This is a genomic window from Microbacterium sp. UFMG61 (assembly GCF_015354505.1).
GTDB lineage: Bacteria > Actinomycetota > Actinomycetes > Actinomycetales > Microbacteriaceae > Microbacterium.
This window is the reverse complement of sequence record NZ_JACAFP010000015.1, coordinates 13,842-30,550: the sequence shown is the minus strand read 5'-3', so window position 1 is coordinate 30,550 and position 16,709 is coordinate 13,842. Positions and strand designations below refer to the sequence as shown.

The following is a 16,709-nucleotide window of genomic DNA, read 5'->3' as shown; positions in this document are numbered from 1 at the left end:
GGGATCACGCGGCAGCGATGACCGCGAGCACGCCCTCACCATAGGCATCGCGCTTCTTCGCGCCGATGCCGGTGATGCCGTCGAGATCGCCCAATGATCCAGGACGATGCTCGGCCAGCGCGCGCAGCGTGGCATCCCCGAAGACGATGTACGCCGGCACGCCCTGCTCCCGAGCCGTCTCGGCTCTCCACGCGCGAAGCGCCTCGAACAGGCCGCGGTCGGCCGCGTCCAGCGCATCCGCCGCACTCGCCTTGCGGGCACGCGGAGAGGAGGCCGGGCGCCCGATCGTGTCCTTGCGCAGCGGCACCGGAGTCTCGCCCTTCAGCACTCCGCCCGCCTGCTCCCCCGGCGCGAGCGTGCCGTAATCGCCCTGCGCCACGATGATCCCGCGGGCGAGGAGCTGCCTGACCACGCTGCGCCAGTCCTGATCCGACAGGTCTGCGCCGATGCCGTAGGTCGTGATCTTCTCGTGCCCCTGCTGGCGGATGCGCTCGGTCGAGGCCCCCCGCAGGATGTCGATCAGGTGCCCGGCGCCGAACGACTGGTTGCGCTCGCGCTTGAGGCGCACGATGGTCGACAGCAGCTTCTGCGCCGGCACCAGACCGTCGAAGGTCTCGGGGTTCTCGAGACAGGTGTCGCAGTTGCCGCACGGCTGCGATTCCTGACCGAAGTAGCCGAGCAGATTCTGTCGGCGGCACTCGACGGTCTCGCACAGCGCGAGCATCGCATCGAGGTGCTGTCCCAGGCGCATCTTGAAGGTGCGGTCACCGGGACTCTGGTCGATCATGCGACGCTGCTGCACCACGTCGCCCAGGCCGTAGGCCATCCACGCGATCGACGGCTCGCCATCACGACCGGCACGGCCGGTCTCCTGGTAGTAGCCCTCGACGGACTTCGGCAGGTCGATGTGGGCGACGAAGCGCACATCGGGCTTGTCGATGCCCATTCCGAACGCGATCGTCGCGACCATCACGACACCGTCTTCTCGCAGGAACCGCGATTGATTGGCCGCCCGGACCTCGGCGGGCAGACCCGCGTGGTACGGCAGGGCGTCGAACCCCTGCGCTGCGAGATAGGTGGCCGTCTGCTCGACGGACTTGCGGCTCAGCGCATAGACGATTCCCACCGATCCCTCGGGCTGCGCACGGATGAACGAGACCAGCTGCTTGCGCGGGTCGACCTTCGGCACGATGCGGTACTGGATGTTCGGGCGGTCGAAGCTCGCGACGTAGTGCTTCGCGTCGTCGAGGCGCAGCCGCTCGGTGAGCTCCTTGTGCGTGGCCCGGGTGGCGGTCGCCGTGAGTGCCATGCGCGGGACGCCCGGGAACCGCTCGCCGAGGTCGCCGAGCGCGAGGTAGTCGGGGCGGAAGTCGTGGCCCCACTGCGACACGCAGTGGGCCTCGTCGATCGCGATCACACTCAGGGTTCCGCGCTGCAGCAGGGCCGTCGTCTGGGGGGACGACAGCCGCTCGGGGGCGACGTAGATGAGGTCGAGCTCGCCGGCGACGTAGGCGCGCTCGACCTCGCGACGCTCGTCGATCGACTGCGTGGAGTTGAGATACGCCGCACTCACGCCGTTGGCGCGCAGGGCGTCGACCTGGTCGTGCATGAGCGCGATGAGCGGGCTGATCACGAGCCCCGTGCCCTCGCGCACGAGCGCGGGCACCTGGTAGGTGACGCTCTTTCCGCCACCGGTCGGCATGAGAACGACGGCATCGCCGCCACCGATGACGTGCTCGACGATCGCCGCCTGGTCGCCGCGGAACGCGTCGTAGCCGAAGACCGTGTGCAGCGCCTCGCCGGCGGTCGGGTACCGGCCGGGTGCTGCGCGCCGCACTGCCGGCGCTGCAGCAGTCGTCGCCGGAGTCACCGGTGTCGCGGGCCCAGGACCCCAATCGAGCGGCGGCTCGTACCCCGCCCCCTGCGGCTCCCAATCCATCGGCTCGGGCGGCTCGGAGGGCTCCCAACCGGCACCGTCCCACGGCTCGTCCGCCCCTTCGACAGGCTCAGGGACCCATCCTTCATACGGGTCACGGGGAGTCTGCGGCATCCCTCCAGCGTAACGACCCCCGCCGACGCCGCCCGCCCTTCCACAGTTCGGGCGGGCGTAGGTTGGACGCAGACGCCCGAAGGAGCATCCGATGACCCACATCACCGTCACCCGCGACGACGCCGCCTCCCGCTACGAGATCCGCTCGGATGGGACACTCGCAGGCTTCGCCGAGTTCGATCAGCGACCCGGCGCGGTGCGCTTCACACACACCGAACTCGACCCGGCCTTCCAGGGGCAGGGCCTGGCGAGCATCCTCGCGGAGCGAGCACTCGCCGACGTCGTCGCATCGGGCGACGCGATCGTGCCGCTGTGCCCGTACATCGCGAAGTACCTGACGACCCACGAGGTCGCCGGGGCGGAGATCCGCTGGCCGAAGCGCCCGGGCACGGCCCCTGCGGAGGCATGATGATCGGCGAACGCCGCATCGTGCTCGAGCCACGCGAGGTTCCACTCGGCGGCGTGCGCGGCATGAACGTCCTTCGCGTGCTGCCGCATCGCAACCTGCCGACGATCGGCGCCTGGTGCTTCCTCGACCGCTTCGGCCCGGCGGACACCCGGATGCGCGTCGAACCGCACCCGCACATCGGACTGCAGACGGTCACCTGGCCGCTGGTCGGCGAGATCCGCCACCGGGACTCGCTCGGCAGCGACGCCGACCTGCGACGCGGCCAGCTGAACCTGATGACGGCGGGCAACGGCATCTCGCACTCGGAGTACTCGATCGGCGATGACCCGATCCCCCTCGATGCGCTTCAGTTCTGGGTGGTGCTCCCCGACGGCGCTCGCCAGGGCGTCGGCGGCTTCGAGCGCCACACCGACCTCCCCCATGTGTCGCTGACGGCCGACGAGGGGACGGATGCCACGGCCACCGTCGTGCTCGGCGAGTTCGCCGGCACCGTGTCGCCCGCGACCGTGCACACCCCGATCGTCGGCGCGGAGATCGTCGTCCCCGCGGGAACGCGCCTGCGCCTGCCCCTGCGCGCCGAGTGGGAGCACGCGATCATGCTCGTCGAGGGCGATGCGACCGTGTCGACCCATGCGCTGGCGCAGAACGACATGCTCTATCTCGGCGATTCGCGGGATGCCGTCGAGGTGACGAGTTCGCAGGGAGCGCTGCTCTTCATCGTCGGCGGGGAACCGTTCGAGGATGAGATCGTCATGTGGTGGAACTTCGCCGGCCGCACCCACGAGGAGATCGTGGAAGCCCGCACCGAGTGGGAAGCCGCATCCGATCGCTTCGGTGTCGTCGACGGCCACGACGTGCGCATCCCCGCGCCGCCACTGCCGGATGTGCGACTGATGCCGCGCGGGCGCAGGATCTGATCCACCCTTCGACAGGCTCAGGGACCGGGGTCGCTGAGCCTGTCGAAGCGGCACTGCTACTGCGTGTCGACGGTGACGATCGTGCGCACGTCCGACTCGCCGTACTGCACGAGTCCGAGGTAGCGGGTGCCGGCGGTCAGACCGGTCCAGCTGAGCTCGTAGCTCGTCGCCTCACCGCGGACGGCGGCGATCGGGTTCGGGTTCGCGGTGAACACGCCCTCACCCTCGGGCTGCACGTTCGCGTAGGTCATGTCCCACGTGATCGGAGCAGAGGTGGAGTAGACGTTCGCGACCACCAGATAGGTGCCCGCGGTCGGCGCCGGCAGTGTGACCTGCTCGTCGGCCGAGCCGGTCGCCGACTGCCAGCGCTCGTAGTAGCGCAGGTCGTCGGGGCTCACGACCCGGTAGACCGTGAGGTCGAGGTCGCTGCCGGTGTCATCCGACGAGTCGAGGTCGAAGCGCGAGAGCGTGGTGCCCTCGGGCACGTCGACGATCCACGACACGTCCTTGTTCTCGTCGCCCGATGCCTCGTCGCCCGAGTGACCCACGACGCGGCCGTCCGGGTCCTCGAGCAGCGTGAACGGCGTCAGACCCGACAGCCCGAGGGCGAGGTCGCCGTCGACTCCCGGAGTGATCTCGACCGTGGTCGAACCGTCGACACCGGTGCCCTCGACCTCTGCCGGAGCATCCGCCGTGACCGGGAACACCGCGATCGGCGACCGTACCGTGTTCTTCTTGCTCGTCCAGGTCAGCGATCCGGTCGCCCACTGCTCGGCCGGTGCGCTCTGATTGTCGAACGTGACCGTGTAGGTCGCCGTCTGGCCGGGCTTGTCGAACTTCAGCGTCGACGGCTCCACCGTCACGTTCACGCCTGGCAGATCGACGGACGCTGTGAACGTGCCCTTCTCCGTCGCGGTGACCGTGCGAGTGACCGTCTGCGCACTGGCGAGCGATCCGATCGAGAAGGAGGCGATGTTGAGGTCGCTGCCGTCGATCGGCTCGACACCGTCGAACTCCGCCAGCCCCTTGCCCTCGAGGAACGCCGCCCAGTCGGGCACGTCGTTCAGGTAGAGCAGACCCGGGGTGAAGAAGCGCTTCGGATCGACCTGACCGGCCCCCTGCTGGAACGGATCCCTGTTCGCAGAGCCGTCGGCGTTCACGGTGTCGTATGCGGTCGTCATCATCGCCGACTTGACCTCGGCGGGCTTCGCATTCGGACGCTCGCCCAGGTAGAGAGCCGCGAGACCCGCGATGTGCGGTGACGACATCGACGTGCCCGACAGGATGCCGAAGGTCGGCGCCTCACCGGGCGCGTTCTGCGTCGCCGCGAGGATCGCGACGCCGGGGGCCGCGATGTCGGGCTTCATGATGTCGCTGCCGTCGGCCAGCATGGGTCCACGGCTCGAGAAACCGGCGATCTGTGGCACCGGTGTCGAGACGCCGGTGGTGTTCTCGCCGACGAGGCTGATCGGACGATCGACGCCGCTCTGCACGTAGGCGAGCACGGGGGCGCGGTATGCCGACGACAGGTGCACGGTGGGCAGGGCGTGGAAGTCGTTGTCGAGCGAGTCGGCACCGCCGGGCACGTTCACCAGGACGACGCCCAGGCCACCCGCATCCTTCACGACCTGCGACTTCTCGGCGCGGGCGTTGCCGCCGCGATCGCAGACCACGATGTGCCCGGCGACCTTCGCCGGGTCGAGCGAGCCGGGAAGGCAGAGGGCCGCATCGGCGGCGGCCTGACCGGCGGCCGCCGCGTCACCCGCGTAGATCGACGGCCCGGTGACCGTCTCACCGAACGGCACGCTCACCGACGTGCCTGCCTGGGCGAAGCCGTCGAACTGCACGGTGCCCTCCCAGGTCGGAACGGTGGATGCCGCGACCGTGGTGTACCACGGAGACGCGTGGTCGGCGGTGACGGGATCGGGACCGTCGTTGCCGGCGCTGGTCGCCACGAAGACGCCCGCTGCCGCCGCGTTGAAGAACGCGATGTCCTCGGGGGCGAGCACGGTCGAGGCCGCGCCACCGCCGATCGAGTAGTTGATCACGTCGACGCCGTCGGCGACGGCCTGGTCGATCGCGGCGATCAGGTCGCTGCCTGCGCAGATGTCGTCGGTCGTCACCGCCTCCTCGGGGCCGACGTAGCAGGCCTTGTACGCCGAGACCTTGGCGCCGGGGGCGACGCCCGAGATGCGACCGAAGTCGACATCCTCGATCGATGCCCTCACTCCGAAGTTGCCCGCCGCGGTGCTCGCGGTGTGCGAGCCGTGTCCGTCGCCGTCACGCGGCGAGAGGTAGTCGTACTGGAAGTCGAAGCCCGCCGCCTCCGCGCCCGCGTGGAAGTACTGCGCGCCGATGAGCTTCGAGGAGTAGTCGCTCTTGTCCCAGTCCTGACCTTCGACCATCGCGGCCTGGAACCGACCGCCGTCGGACTTGTCGAAATAGACGTGGGTGCCGTCGGTGTAGGGCTGCGAGCCCTTGTGACGCTTGTCGTTCTTCTTCTGGTTCTTGAGCTTCTTGCCCTCGAACGACGGGTGCTCCGGGGCGATGCCGGTGTCGATGACACCGACCACGACACCCTCGCCGGCCTTCTCGACGCCTCCGGTCTGCTGCCAGACGCCGCCGCGGCCCTTCTTGTCATCGCCGAGGCCGAGGAAATCGGTGGAGGTCTGCGCATCGGGGTGCCGGATGAAATCGGGATAGACGCCGTAGACATCCTTCGAGGCGCGGAGCTTGTCGACCTGCTCGCCCGAGAGGTCGGCGCTGAAGCCGTTGAGCACCACCTGATAGGTGGTGTCGGGCGTCACCCCGACCTCCTGCGCGAGCGTCTGCTGCTGCGTCTCGAGGTGCTCGACGTAGCGCTGGGAATCCTGCGACTGCGGTTCGAGCTGCTCGCCCTCGGCCGGCTTCGTCGCCTTGAGTCCGTTCACGTCGCCGGTGTAGCTCGCGAGCGGGTCGGACTTCATCACGACGATGTAATGCCCTGGCGTGCCTTCGACCGGAGTGGGGTGGTTCACCTCCTCAGCCGCATAGCCCGTGGTTGCCGTCGATGCGATGAACAGCGTTGCCAGGGTGGTGGCCGCTGCCATCCGGAGGGGTGTTCGACCCATGTGCTTCTCCCGATGATCTTCGTGCGACCGGGTTGCCGCACCGCCGCTCAAGCTACGCCTCAGTCAGCTGCCGGTTCCAGGTTCACGGGTTATTACTGGACGATCAGCCAGCCGACTCGCCATTGGTCGACAGTAGGCTGAGAGGGTGGCCCCCTCCCCCGTGCTGACGACCCGTGTGCTGCTGATCTGCGCCGCGATCGGCGTCGCCACCGGCATCCTCGGCGGGATCGCCGGGCTCATCACGCCGGGCGTCATCGTGCTCACTCCGTACCTCTACGGCCTGGTGCTGGGTTCGCATGTGCTGCCGGGAATCATCGCGCAGGAGGTGCTGCGCCGACCGTTCGTGGCCCTCGTCACCCACCTGATCGCGGCACTCATCTCGAGCGCGTTCAACCCGGCCTGGGCACTGCGGTTCATCGGCACAGCGCTGCTGTTCGGCGCGATCCAGGAGGGCATCGCCGCCCTCACCCGTTACCGGTCGTGGGGCCCGTGGCGTTTCTTCATCTCGGCCGGGGTGATCGGTGTGATCGTGGCGGTCGTGGTCTTCTTCGCGGTCGATCTGGCGACCTTCGCCCCGTGGGTGCAGATCGCCTATCTGGTGATCTCCGTGCTCGGCCCCCTCGTGTGGACCGCCGTCGGACTCGCGATCGGCGCAGCCCTGTCCCGCGCCGGCGTCGCGCGGCGCTGACACCGGCCCACACCGAATCCGGCGCGTGGCGATTCAGGTAAGGCTCAGCTAAGTTAGAACGGTACCGATCCGCAGAACCGGGGTTATGCCGTGCGCACATCTGCGCCTCTTCTCCGCGTGCGTGACCTCTCGATCACCCACGTCGATTCTGTGCGCCCCTCCCCCGAAGACGCCACCTTCGACATCGCCGAAGGGGAGGTCGTCCTGCTGCTCGGCCCCTCGGGCTCGGGCAAGTCGACGCTGACCCTCGCGCTCAACGGGCTCGTCCCGCACGCCGTGCCGGCCAGCATGACAGGCGCCGTCGAGGCCGGCGGCGTCGACACGGCACACGCGACCACCGCCGAGCTGAGCACACGGGTCGCGATGGTCTTTCAGGATCCGGATGCCCAGATCGTCACCGGAACCGTCTACGACGAGGTGGCCTTCGGCCCCGAGAACCTGCTGCTCCCCCTCGCAGAGGTGCATCGGCGCGCCGAAGACGCGATCCGCCGAGTGGGGCTGTGGGATCGACGCGACGAGAACCCCGACCGACTCTCGGGAGGCGGTCGGCAGCGTCTCGCGATCGCCTGCGCACTCGCGATGGGTTCGCCGCTCGTCGTGCTCGACGAGCCCACCGCGAACCTCGACCCGCAGGGCATCGACGACGTCTACTCGGCGCTGCGTGACGTGATCGCTGCCGGCGATCGCGCCATCCTGCTCGTCGAGCACAACCTCGATGCAGCCATGGGATTCGTGACCAGGACGATCGTGCTCGATCGTGCCGGGCGTGTGGCATTCGACGGATCACCGGCCCGGATCATCCGCGACCACGTCGACGAGCTGATCGCGCTGGGCGTCTGGCTGCCCGCGGCGACGCTGGCTGCACTGCGCCTGCGGGATGCCGGGATGCAGTTCGCCGAGCTGCCGCTCACGCCGGACGAGCTCGCAGCGGCACTGGCCGCGGCCACGACTCACCCCGTTTCGTCTCGCTCCGCTCGCTCGACGACCGAGGGGGGCGCCCACTCGACGACCGAGGGGGGCACCCACTCGACGACCGAGGAGCGCAGCGACGAGATGACACGGGCCGACGCAGCCGAGGCCGCTCGCTCGACGCCCGATGACGACGACACCGCACCGATCATCACCGCCCGCGGTCTCACCGTGCACCGCCGCCGCACCGAGATCCTGCGCGGTGTCGACCTCGACATCGACCCGGGCACCCTCACCGCGATCATCGGCACGAACGGTGCGGGCAAGACCACGCTGCTGCAGGCGCTGGCCGGTGTCGTGCCCCCGCCCCGACGACAGGTGACGGTCGACGGCATCGACCCGGGATCCGCATCGCCTCGTGAGCTCGCGAGCCGCATCGGCTTCGTGTTCCAGAACCCCGAGCATCAGTTCATCGCGCACACCGTGTTCGACGAGCTCGCGCACGGGCTCCGGCTGCGCCGCACCCCGGATGCCGAGGTCGACGAGCGCGTCGATTCGATGCTCCGGCGATTCGGGCTCGAGGCGAAGGCCGCCGTGCATCCTTTCCTGCTCTCCGGCGGGGAGAAGCGGCGCCTGTCGGTCGGGACGGCGCTGATCACGCGTCCGCGGGTGCTCGCACTCGACGAGCCGACGTTCGGGCAGGATCGCGCGCGAGCATCCGAACTCCTCGCGCTTCTGAACGACCTGCGAGACGAGGGCACCACGATCCTGATCGTCACGCACGATCTGCAGCTCGTGGCGGAGCACGCCTCGCACACCGTGATCCTGAAGGACGGACGCGTGCACGCCGCCGGCCGCACCGGCGATCTCTTCCTCGATGAGACGCCGTTCGTCGAGGCCGGTCTGCGTCTGCCCGCACTCCAGCGGATGCTGGCCGCGACAGGACAGGCCATCGCATGAGCGTGCAGGCCTTCGATCCGTACGCCAAGGTGGCGGCATCCTCTCCCCGCCAGTTCCTCTACGCGCTGAACCCGCTCGCCAAGGTCGCCGGCGTCGCGCCGGCGATGCTCGTGCTCATCGCCGTGCGCGATCTCGCCACCCCCGCCGCCTTCCTGATCCTGGCCCTCACCACGATCGTCGTGGGGTCTCGACTCACCGCACGCATCGCGGCCCTGCTGTTCCTCGCCCTGCCGATCGGCCTGCTCGCGATCGGCGTCGGGTTCTCGCTGTGGGTCGATGCGGGACTCGTCGACGGCACCCCTGCGGTGGTGGAGCTCGGCGACTGGACTCTGTACCGGGGCGCTCTCGCGATCGGCTTCGCCACGGCACTGCGTCTCGGTGCCATCGTCGCGCTGGCGCTCATCGGCGGTCTGACCACGAGCGGCCCCGACCTCGTGCGCGCGAGCGTGCAGCAGCTGCGGGTGCCGTACCGGATCGGATACACGGCGCTCGCGGCATTCAGGTTCGTCCCCCGCTTCGGGCACGAGCTCGCCGTGATCCGCGCGGCGCATCGGGTTCGCGGACACCACGGCGGCAGCGGGCCCTTCGCACGCATCGCGCGCGGATGGGGCTACATCGTTCCCCTGCTCGCCGGAGCGATCCGCCACGCCGAGCGGGTCGCGCTCGCGATGGACTCCCGCGCCTTCGGCGCGCACACGACGCGCACCGAACGCCATCTCGTGCCGTTCCGCACACGCGACACCGTCTTCATCGTCGTCTGCGTGCTCGCATCCGCTGCGATCTTCACTCTCTTCTTCCCCTGGCAGCTGCCCTGAAAGGCGCCCGCATGGCATACAGCAAACTCGTCAAGCCCGAGTCGTCCGAACTCATCCACCTCAGCGTGCTGCGCACCGAGCGGCTGTCGGAGCACTGGATGCGGATCACGTTCGGCGGCGGTGAGATCGAGAAGTTCCGTCCGATGGGCTTCGACCAGTGGTTCCGCCTGTTCCTGCCGATCGGCGGGGACGCCGGGCTCGACCGCGTGCCCGCCAAGGCCAACAGGATGTTCGGGTACATGAAGTTCCTGCGCATCCCCGACGGCGAGCGCCCGGTGATGCGCAATTACAGCGTGCGCGCGCACCGGCCGGCGACCGCGGATGCCGGGGCCGAGATCGACGTCGACTTCGTACTGCACGGGTCTGCCGCCGAGGGAACCGCCGGCCCCGCCTCCCGGTGGGCCGAGACGTGCGAGCCCGGCGAGAACGTGCTGATCATCGACGAGGGACTCACCTTCAACCCGCAGCGCGGCACCGATCGCGTCGTGCTCATCGGAGACGAGACGGCACTGCCCGCGATCGCCTCGATCTGCGCCTCGCTGCCGGCAGACGCCACGGGCACGGCCCTGATCGAGGTGCCCACAGACGAGGATGCTCTCGAGTTCGCGCATCCGAGCGGTGTCGACGTGGTCTGGCTCGTGCGCCCGCATGAGTTCCCTCCGGGGTCGTTCGCGCTCGCCCGACTGGGTGAGCTGACGCTGCCGGAATCGCCGTTCCACGCCTACGCGGCCGGTGAGCAGTCGCTGGCGTCCGGTGCCCGCAAACATCTCGTCGGCGGGCGCGGAGTCGACAAGAACGCCGTCAGTTTCTGCGGCTACTGGAAGATCGGCGCGGCGTCGCCCAGCTCCAAGGCCGCCCGCGACGCGGCGGCGGAGCCCCTCTCGTGAACGGTGCGGATGCCGGCGGCACGAACCCGTACGTCGATCCGCGTCCCGGTGCTCGGCCCGGCGCTCGGCCCGGCGCTCGGCCCGGTGCGGGGCCAGAACCGCACCCCGCGCCCGATGCGGGGCCAGAAGCGCACCCGAATCCGTCATCCGGGGTGCGGAATCGACCCCGCACCGCGGGTGGTCGGTCACGCCTGCGGTTCCCGACCGCGATACTGCTGACCTGCGCGGCGCTCGGCGTCGCGGGCGGCGCGCTGCTCGCCCCGGCGAACTGGATCTCGACGATCCTCTTCCCCGGTCTCCCGTTCGTCAGCGTCGGACTGGCCGGACTCTGGCTGCTGCCCTCGGTCGTCGCCCTCCGGCTGCTGCGGCGCCCGCTCGTCGGCCTTCTGGTGGGCCTCCTCGCGGGCCTCGTGATCGTACCCTTCTCGGGCTACGGCTTCAGCAGCGTCGCGACGAACCTGTGGTGGGCGGCGTTCACCGAGCTGCCGTTCCTGTTCGTCATCTGGCGCTATTGGGGAACCTGGCTGCACTACGTCGGAGCGGCGATCGTCGGCGTCGTGTACCCGATCCTCGCCTGGGCGTCGTTCGACCTCGGAAGCTTCAGTGTCGCGCTGCAGATCACGTTCTTCGCCGTGACGCTCGCCAGCTGCCTCGGCGGCACCGCCCTCGGCATCCTCATCGCCGACCGGCTGCGCACGGCCGGCGTCGGAGCTCGCCTACCCCGCTGACCGGCCCTTCCGCACTGCGGACACGACTTCGGAGTCGGAGGGCGTCAGAGTGAGAGGTGCAGACGAAGGGCATCATCGATCGCGGCGACGAGTTCGGCCGGCACCCATCCGATAGGGCGCACGATCCGAGTGACGGCGATGGTCCGCACCTGCTCGGCCTGCGCCTTCGAATCGTGATCGAGGCCAGTCGCGTCGGCGGGCAACAGCACCTGGAACGGCCAGATCCGCGTCGTGTTGGACGTGACCGGCACGACCGTCACCGTGGCGCGTGGCGACCGCACCGCTTCGGCATTCGCCGCATTGTTGCTCACCAGCACGGCAGGCCTGATCGTGCTCGCTTCCGAACCGACCGCCGGGTCGAAGGACACGAGCACGATCTGCCCCCGGCGCAGGAGGGGGATAGACGAGTCGGTCATGCGGATGCGAGGCCATCGGCGTCAGCGGCATCCCACGCGTCGTCGTACTCCTCGGCGAAAGCCTCTGCATAGGCATCAGCCAGCCGGCTCTCGCGCAGGAGTCGAACGGCATCCTGCACGGCGGCAGAGCGAGAGGCGTATCTGCCGCTCAGCGTCTCCAGATCGAGGAATGCGACGTCAGCTTCGCTCAAGCTCAGACTCACCTTCGCGTTTGTCATGCCGCGATGCTACCCAGGTAGGAATCTTCTTACCACCGTCAGCGCGGCAGAAGGGCCCAGGATGCCGGCACCCTGGGCCCTTCTCGAGGCGTCTCGTCAGCGCTTGCCGACGATCTGACGACCGACGAGGTCGCGCATGATCTCGTTCGTGCCGCCGTAGATGCGATGTACCCGGGCATCGGTGAAGGCGCGGGCGATCGGGTACTCCATGATGTAGCCGTAGCCGCCGTGCAGCTGCACGCCCGTGTCGAGCACCTCCCACTCGCGCTCGGTCGCCCAGAACTTGACCTTCGCGGCGTCTTCGGCGGTGAGCGTGCTGTTCTTGTAGGCGATCAGGGCGCGGTCGATGTAGGCCCACATCGCGTCGGTGGTCGCGGACATGTCGGCGAGTCGGAAGCGGGTGTTCTGGAAGTCGGCGATTCGCTCGCCGAACGCCTCTCGGTCCTTCGTGTAGGCGACGGTCCAGTCGAGGGCGGCCTGCGCGGCGGCGGCCGCGGCCACGCCGATCGAGAGACGCTCGAGCGGCAGGTTGAGCATCAGCTGGATGAAGCCCTGCCCCTCCTTGCCGCTGATGAGGTTCTCGTCGGGGATGAACACGTCGGTGAAGCTGAGCTCGGCGGTGTCCCAGCCATGGAAGCCCATCTTGCTGAGCTTCTTGCCCTGGTCGAAGCCCTCCATGCCCTTCTCGACGAGCAGCAGGCTGAACGCGTCGGGACGATTGCCCTCGCCGGTCTTGACGAAGGTCACGACGACGTCGGCTGTCGTGCCCGACGAGATGAACGTCTTCGCGCCGTTGAGGATGTACCCGCCGTCGACCTTCTTGGCGTTGGTCTTGATGCCGCGCAGATCAGACCCCGCACCGGGGTCGGTCATCGCGAGAGCGCCGAGCACCTCACCTGTGGCCATGCGGGGCAGCCACTTCTCCTTCTGCTCCTGCGTGCCCATGTGCACGAGATAGGGCACCGCCAGGTCATCCTGGATGCCGAAGGCACCGGCCAGCGAACCGGCACCGGCGGCGATGACCTCTTCCATCACGATGGTTCGGAAGCGGTAGTCCTGCAGCATCCCGGCGCCGCCGAACTCCTCGGGGACGGAGAGTCCGATCAGGCCCGCCTCGCCGGCGGCCAGCATGGTCTCGCGGTCGATCTCACCGGCGGCATCCCACCGCTCGATCGACTCGTTGCTCACATGGCGCTTGACGAAGTCCTTGACGAGGTCGCGGAAGGCCTCGTGATCCTCTTCGTAGATGTCGCGTTCCATTGCGTCCTCCCGAACGTCTCGTGCGTCTTTGCTCCCGGTGATTCTATGCCGGTGCACCGACACGCGACAGTCGCTTGTGGGAATTCATCTCACAGTACGTGAGACTGGGTCCCGCGTTTGCCGGATGCCGCCACACCGCCTTTATCGCTGATCAGTGCGCGTAATCGGGAGCCGCGGGAAGAGCGAAGAACTCCTCGAGTGTGTGATATCCACCGTGGTGGTACGCGGCCGCGAGCTCGGCGCCGAGGTAGCGGAGGTGCCAGGGCTCGGGCTTGTAGCCGGTGATACCCGTGCCCACCTGCTCGTAGCGCACGATGAATCCGTACTCCCACGCGTTCTCCGCCACCCACGCACCCTGAGCGGTGCCGCCGAAGGCGTCGATCCCTCCGCACGCCGGATCGCATGCCACGAGGTCGAGCGCCAGGCCGGTCTGATGCTCGCTGTGACCGGCGCGAGCCGACGATGCATCCGCCCCCGCCTGGCCGCTGTTGCGCACATGAGACGCGTGCGTGGCGACCTGCAGGTCATACGACCGGTATCCGTTGTTCGCGCCGATGGTGCCGGCACCCTCGGCGGCCGCGTCCGTCACCAGAGCTCCGATCGCCGCGGCGACGTCGGCACGCGCCTGACCCGACCTCGTCGTCATCGGCATCGGGAGGTCGGCGAGAGACGTCGGCGAGAACTCGATCGGCTCGAGAGGTCGAGCCTTGTTCACCACGACCCACACGTGCGCGGGGTCGGCGAGCGAGACGCAGGGCGCGTTTCCCGCCACCACGGCGGCCCGGAAGCTCTCACCGCCCCCGAAGCCGGCGATGATCGCCGCATCATCCGCCACCGCGATCGCCTCGAGGACGCTCGGCTCGGAGCACGGATCGGCGGCGGTCGTCGCACCGACTTTCACCTCGGGCACGGACGCGATCATGACGGGCTCGGGGAGCGCCTGCTCGGACTCGGCAGGAATCTCGGTCGAGGCGCCCGAGATCGACAGCAGGATGCCGACGGCGGTCACCGCGAGACCGAGGGGCAGGGAAGCTCCGAGCACGCGGGAACGCCGGGCCGCATGCTGAGGCTGCGGCGAGGAGAGCATGCCTCCATTGTCACCCATCCGTGGCCGGGTGCTCGCTGAGACAGTCGAAGGCATATCGGTCGCAGGTTGACTTGACTGTCGTTCATATGTTCGAATGAAGTATGCGGTGGCAGGGGCAGAAAGTCGGAGAGATCGATGACTCGGCTCTGCCCGGGCTTGAGAACCGTGCCGGCATCGTCCGCTCCGTGACCACCCCGGAGTTCGCGGGAATGACGTTCCACGAGGTGCTGTCGAAGTCGGCCCTCAACCATGTTCCCGGCGCATCGCGCATGCCCTTCGCCTGGACGATCAACCCGTACCGCGGATGCAGCCATGCATGCGTGTACTGCTTATCACCCGACACCCTCATCCTTTGCGGTGATGGTCGCCAGCGCCCTCTGCGTTCACTCGAGATCGGCGACGAGATCATCGGGACCGAGCGGCGGGGCAGCTTCCGCCGTTACGTTCGCACCACGATTCAGGCGAAGTGGACGACGAAGAAGCAGGCCTACAGGGTCACGCTCGCCGACGGAACCACGCTCGTCGCGAGCGGAGATCATCGATTTCTCACGGAGCGCGGCTGGAAGCATGTCGCGAATGCTGATTCCGGGCAGAGACCGCATCTCACGACGAACAATCGACTTGTCGGATTCGGTGTGGGCTCCGCGGGGGCCACGGTCGACGTTCGCTCTGTCGGGTATCGTCGCGGCTATCTCTCGGGCATGATCCGAGGGGACGGGATGATCTTCCACGGCGCCTATCCGAGCGCGACCAGAGCGCGAGAGATCCACAGTTTCCGCCTCGCACTGATCGACGCGGAGGCTCTCGACAGAACTCGACAGTTTCTCGAGAACGAAGGGGTCCAGACGAGGACCAGACCGTTCGCAGAAGCGAGCACGACTCGCAGCGCCGCCGACGCGATCCATACCGCAGCCAGGCGCAACGTCGAGACGATCGAGTCGCTGATCCGCACTCCGCGCTCTCCCGATATCCATTGGCACGCGGGATTCCTGGCCGGAATCTTCGATGCAGAGGGAAGCTGTTCACGTGGTGTGCTGAGAATCTCGAACAAGGATGCAGAGATCATCGCTCTGATCGAGCGCAGCATGCAGGTATTCGGCATACCTCACGTCGTCGAAGATCCACGCCCGAGCGGCGTAGTGACTGTACGGGTCGTCGGCGGGCTTCCCAGCCGCCATCGGTTCTTCGCGATCTGTTCGCCAGCGATCACCCGCAAACTCTCCATCGAGGGGACCGCAGTCAAGAGCGCCGCAGATCTGCGGGTGATCGACATCATGCCGATCCGGGGAGAGCAAGAGCTCCTCGACATCACGACCGGCACGGGAGACTTCATCGCCAATGGGGTCATCAGCCACAACTGCTTCGCTCGCGGAACCCACGAGTACCTCGACCTCGACGGCGGTGCGGACTTCGACTCGCAGATCGTCGTCAAGACGAACGTCGTCGAGGTGCTGCAGAAGGAGCTGCGCCGTGGCAGCTGGCAGCACGAGACCGTCGCACTGGGCACGAACACCGACCCGTACCAACGCGCCGAGGGTCGCTACAAGCTCATGCCGGGGATCATCGAGGCTCTGGCGGACTCGGGCACCCCTATCTCGATCCTGACCAAGGGAACGCTGATTCGGCGCGATATCCCCGTGCTGGTGCAAGCCGCACAGCGCGTGCCCGTCGACATCCAGATGTCGATCGCGATGTACGACGACGAGTTGCAGAAGACGATCGAGCCGGGCACGCCCACCACCCAGGCGCGGCTCGACACCGTGCGGGCGCTGAGGGATGCCGGCTTCCGCGTCACGGTCTTCCTCATGCCGATCATGCCGCACATGACGGACTCGATCGATGCGATCGACACCGCGCTGCGGCGCATCAAGGAGGCGGGCGCGAGTCGCGTGATCTACGGAGCGCTGCATCTGCGGCCGGGCGTGAAGCCGTGGTTCATGAAGTGGCTGGGCGAGGCTCGGCCCGACCTCGTCTCGTCGTATCTCGGCCTCTATCCCGGCGTCGCGGCAGAAGCGCCGAAGGGTTACCGCCAATGGCTCGCCAAACGGACACGTCCGCTGATCCGGCTGCACGGGCTCGACGGGCGACACGAGGATGACTACCCGGCACGCGGGACACGCGGCGGGCAGGGCCACGTCGGCTCGGTCTGGAGCCAGAACGAGTCACAGGGCGGCGGCCGCGTGACGACGTCGGTCGGTTTCCGCACCACGGGGTCGAGCGCCGAAATGCCGGCACAGCCGATGCTGTTCTGACGG

General features: G+C 68.3%; 14 protein-coding genes. 8 read left to right on the top strand and 6 right to left on the bottom strand.

Annotated elements, in window-relative coordinates; translation table 11 throughout:
* Positions 1–4: 4 nt before the first annotated feature.
* Complete coding sequence (recQ, locus tag IXW21_RS16315; protein ID WP_194765298.1) at positions 5–2,050, bottom strand: DNA helicase RecQ; 2,046 nt, start codon at positions 2,048–2,050, stop codon at positions 5–7.
* 91 nt (positions 2,051–2,141) lie between these two features.
* Between recQ and IXW21_RS16310 the strand changes: the two genes are divergently transcribed.
* Together IXW21_RS16310 and IXW21_RS16305 are read left to right on the top strand one after the other, a co-directional pair.
* On the top strand, positions 2,142–2,459 hold the full coding sequence (locus IXW21_RS16310) for a GNAT family N-acetyltransferase (protein WP_194765297.1): 318 nt from the start codon (positions 2,142–2,144) through the stop codon (positions 2,457–2,459).
* Positions 2,459–3,376, top strand: a complete 918-nt coding sequence (locus tag IXW21_RS16305) for a pirin family protein (RefSeq protein WP_194765296.1) — start codon at positions 2,459–2,461, stop codon at positions 3,374–3,376. The genes IXW21_RS16310 and IXW21_RS16305 overlap by 1 nt, the downstream gene beginning before the upstream one ends.
* A gap of 56 nt (positions 3,377–3,432) precedes the next feature.
* Here the strand turns inward: IXW21_RS16305 and IXW21_RS16300 are convergent, their stop codons facing one another.
* A complete protein-coding gene (locus IXW21_RS16300) occupies positions 3,433–6,486 on the bottom strand; it encodes a S8 family peptidase (RefSeq protein WP_194765295.1) in 3,054 nt (1,017 codons plus the stop codon).
* A 145-nt stretch (positions 6,487–6,631) separates the two neighbouring features.
* Between IXW21_RS16300 and IXW21_RS16295 the strand changes: the two genes are divergently transcribed.
* From IXW21_RS16295 to IXW21_RS16275, 5 genes are all read left to right on the top strand, one after another.
* On the top strand, positions 6,632–7,174 hold the full coding sequence (locus IXW21_RS16295; protein WP_194765294.1) for an ECF transporter S component: 543 nt from the start codon (positions 6,632–6,634) through the stop codon (positions 7,172–7,174).
* 90 nt (positions 7,175–7,264) lie between these two features.
* Entirely contained in the window at positions 7,265–9,043 is a 1,779-nt protein-coding gene (locus IXW21_RS16290) for an ABC transporter ATP-binding protein (RefSeq protein ID WP_194765293.1), read from the top strand.
* Positions 9,040–9,858, top strand: a complete 819-nt coding sequence (locus IXW21_RS16285) for an energy-coupling factor transporter transmembrane component T (protein ID WP_194765292.1) — start codon at positions 9,040–9,042, stop codon at positions 9,856–9,858. Before IXW21_RS16290 ends, IXW21_RS16285 begins: the two co-directional genes overlap by 4 nt.
* 11 nt (positions 9,859–9,869) lie before the next feature.
* Complete coding sequence (locus IXW21_RS16280; protein WP_194765291.1) at positions 9,870–10,745, top strand: siderophore-interacting protein; 876 nt, start codon at positions 9,870–9,872, stop codon at positions 10,743–10,745.
* Between the two features lie 152 nt (positions 10,746–10,897).
* Positions 10,898–11,473: an ECF transporter S component gene (locus tag IXW21_RS16275; RefSeq protein WP_194765290.1), complete on the top strand. Its 576-nt coding sequence runs from the start codon at positions 10,898–10,900 to the stop codon at positions 11,471–11,473.
* Positions 11,474–11,517: 44 nt separating this feature from the next.
* Here the strand turns inward: IXW21_RS16275 and IXW21_RS16270 are convergent, their stop codons facing one another.
* The 4 genes from IXW21_RS16270 to IXW21_RS16255 form a co-directional block, all read right to left on the bottom strand.
* Positions 11,518–11,889, bottom strand: a complete 372-nt coding sequence (locus tag IXW21_RS16270) for a type II toxin-antitoxin system PemK/MazF family toxin (RefSeq protein WP_194765289.1) — start codon at positions 11,887–11,889, stop codon at positions 11,518–11,520.
* Positions 11,886–12,107, bottom strand: a complete 222-nt coding sequence (locus IXW21_RS16265; protein ID WP_194765288.1) for a ribbon-helix-helix domain-containing protein — start codon at positions 12,105–12,107, stop codon at positions 11,886–11,888. The genes IXW21_RS16270 and IXW21_RS16265 overlap by 4 nt, the downstream gene beginning before the upstream one ends.
* Before the next feature lie 96 nt (positions 12,108–12,203).
* Entirely contained in the window at positions 12,204–13,367 is a 1,164-nt protein-coding gene (locus tag IXW21_RS16260; RefSeq protein WP_194765287.1) for an acyl-CoA dehydrogenase family protein, read from the bottom strand.
* Between the two features lie 151 nt (positions 13,368–13,518).
* Positions 13,519–14,454 carry a M15 family metallopeptidase gene (locus IXW21_RS16255; protein WP_194765286.1) on the bottom strand — a complete coding sequence of 312 codons (936 nt, stop codon included), beginning with the start codon at positions 14,452–14,454 and terminating at the stop codon, positions 13,519–13,521.
* Positions 14,455–14,555: 101 nt separating this feature from the next.
* On the opposite strand from IXW21_RS16255, the gene IXW21_RS16250 reads away from it, so the two are divergent.
* Positions 14,556–16,706, top strand: coding sequence for an intein-containing Rv2578c family radical SAM protein (locus IXW21_RS16250; protein ID WP_194765285.1), 2,151 nt, complete (start codon positions 14,556–14,558; stop codon positions 16,704–16,706).
* Positions 16,707–16,709: the final 3 nt, after the last annotated feature.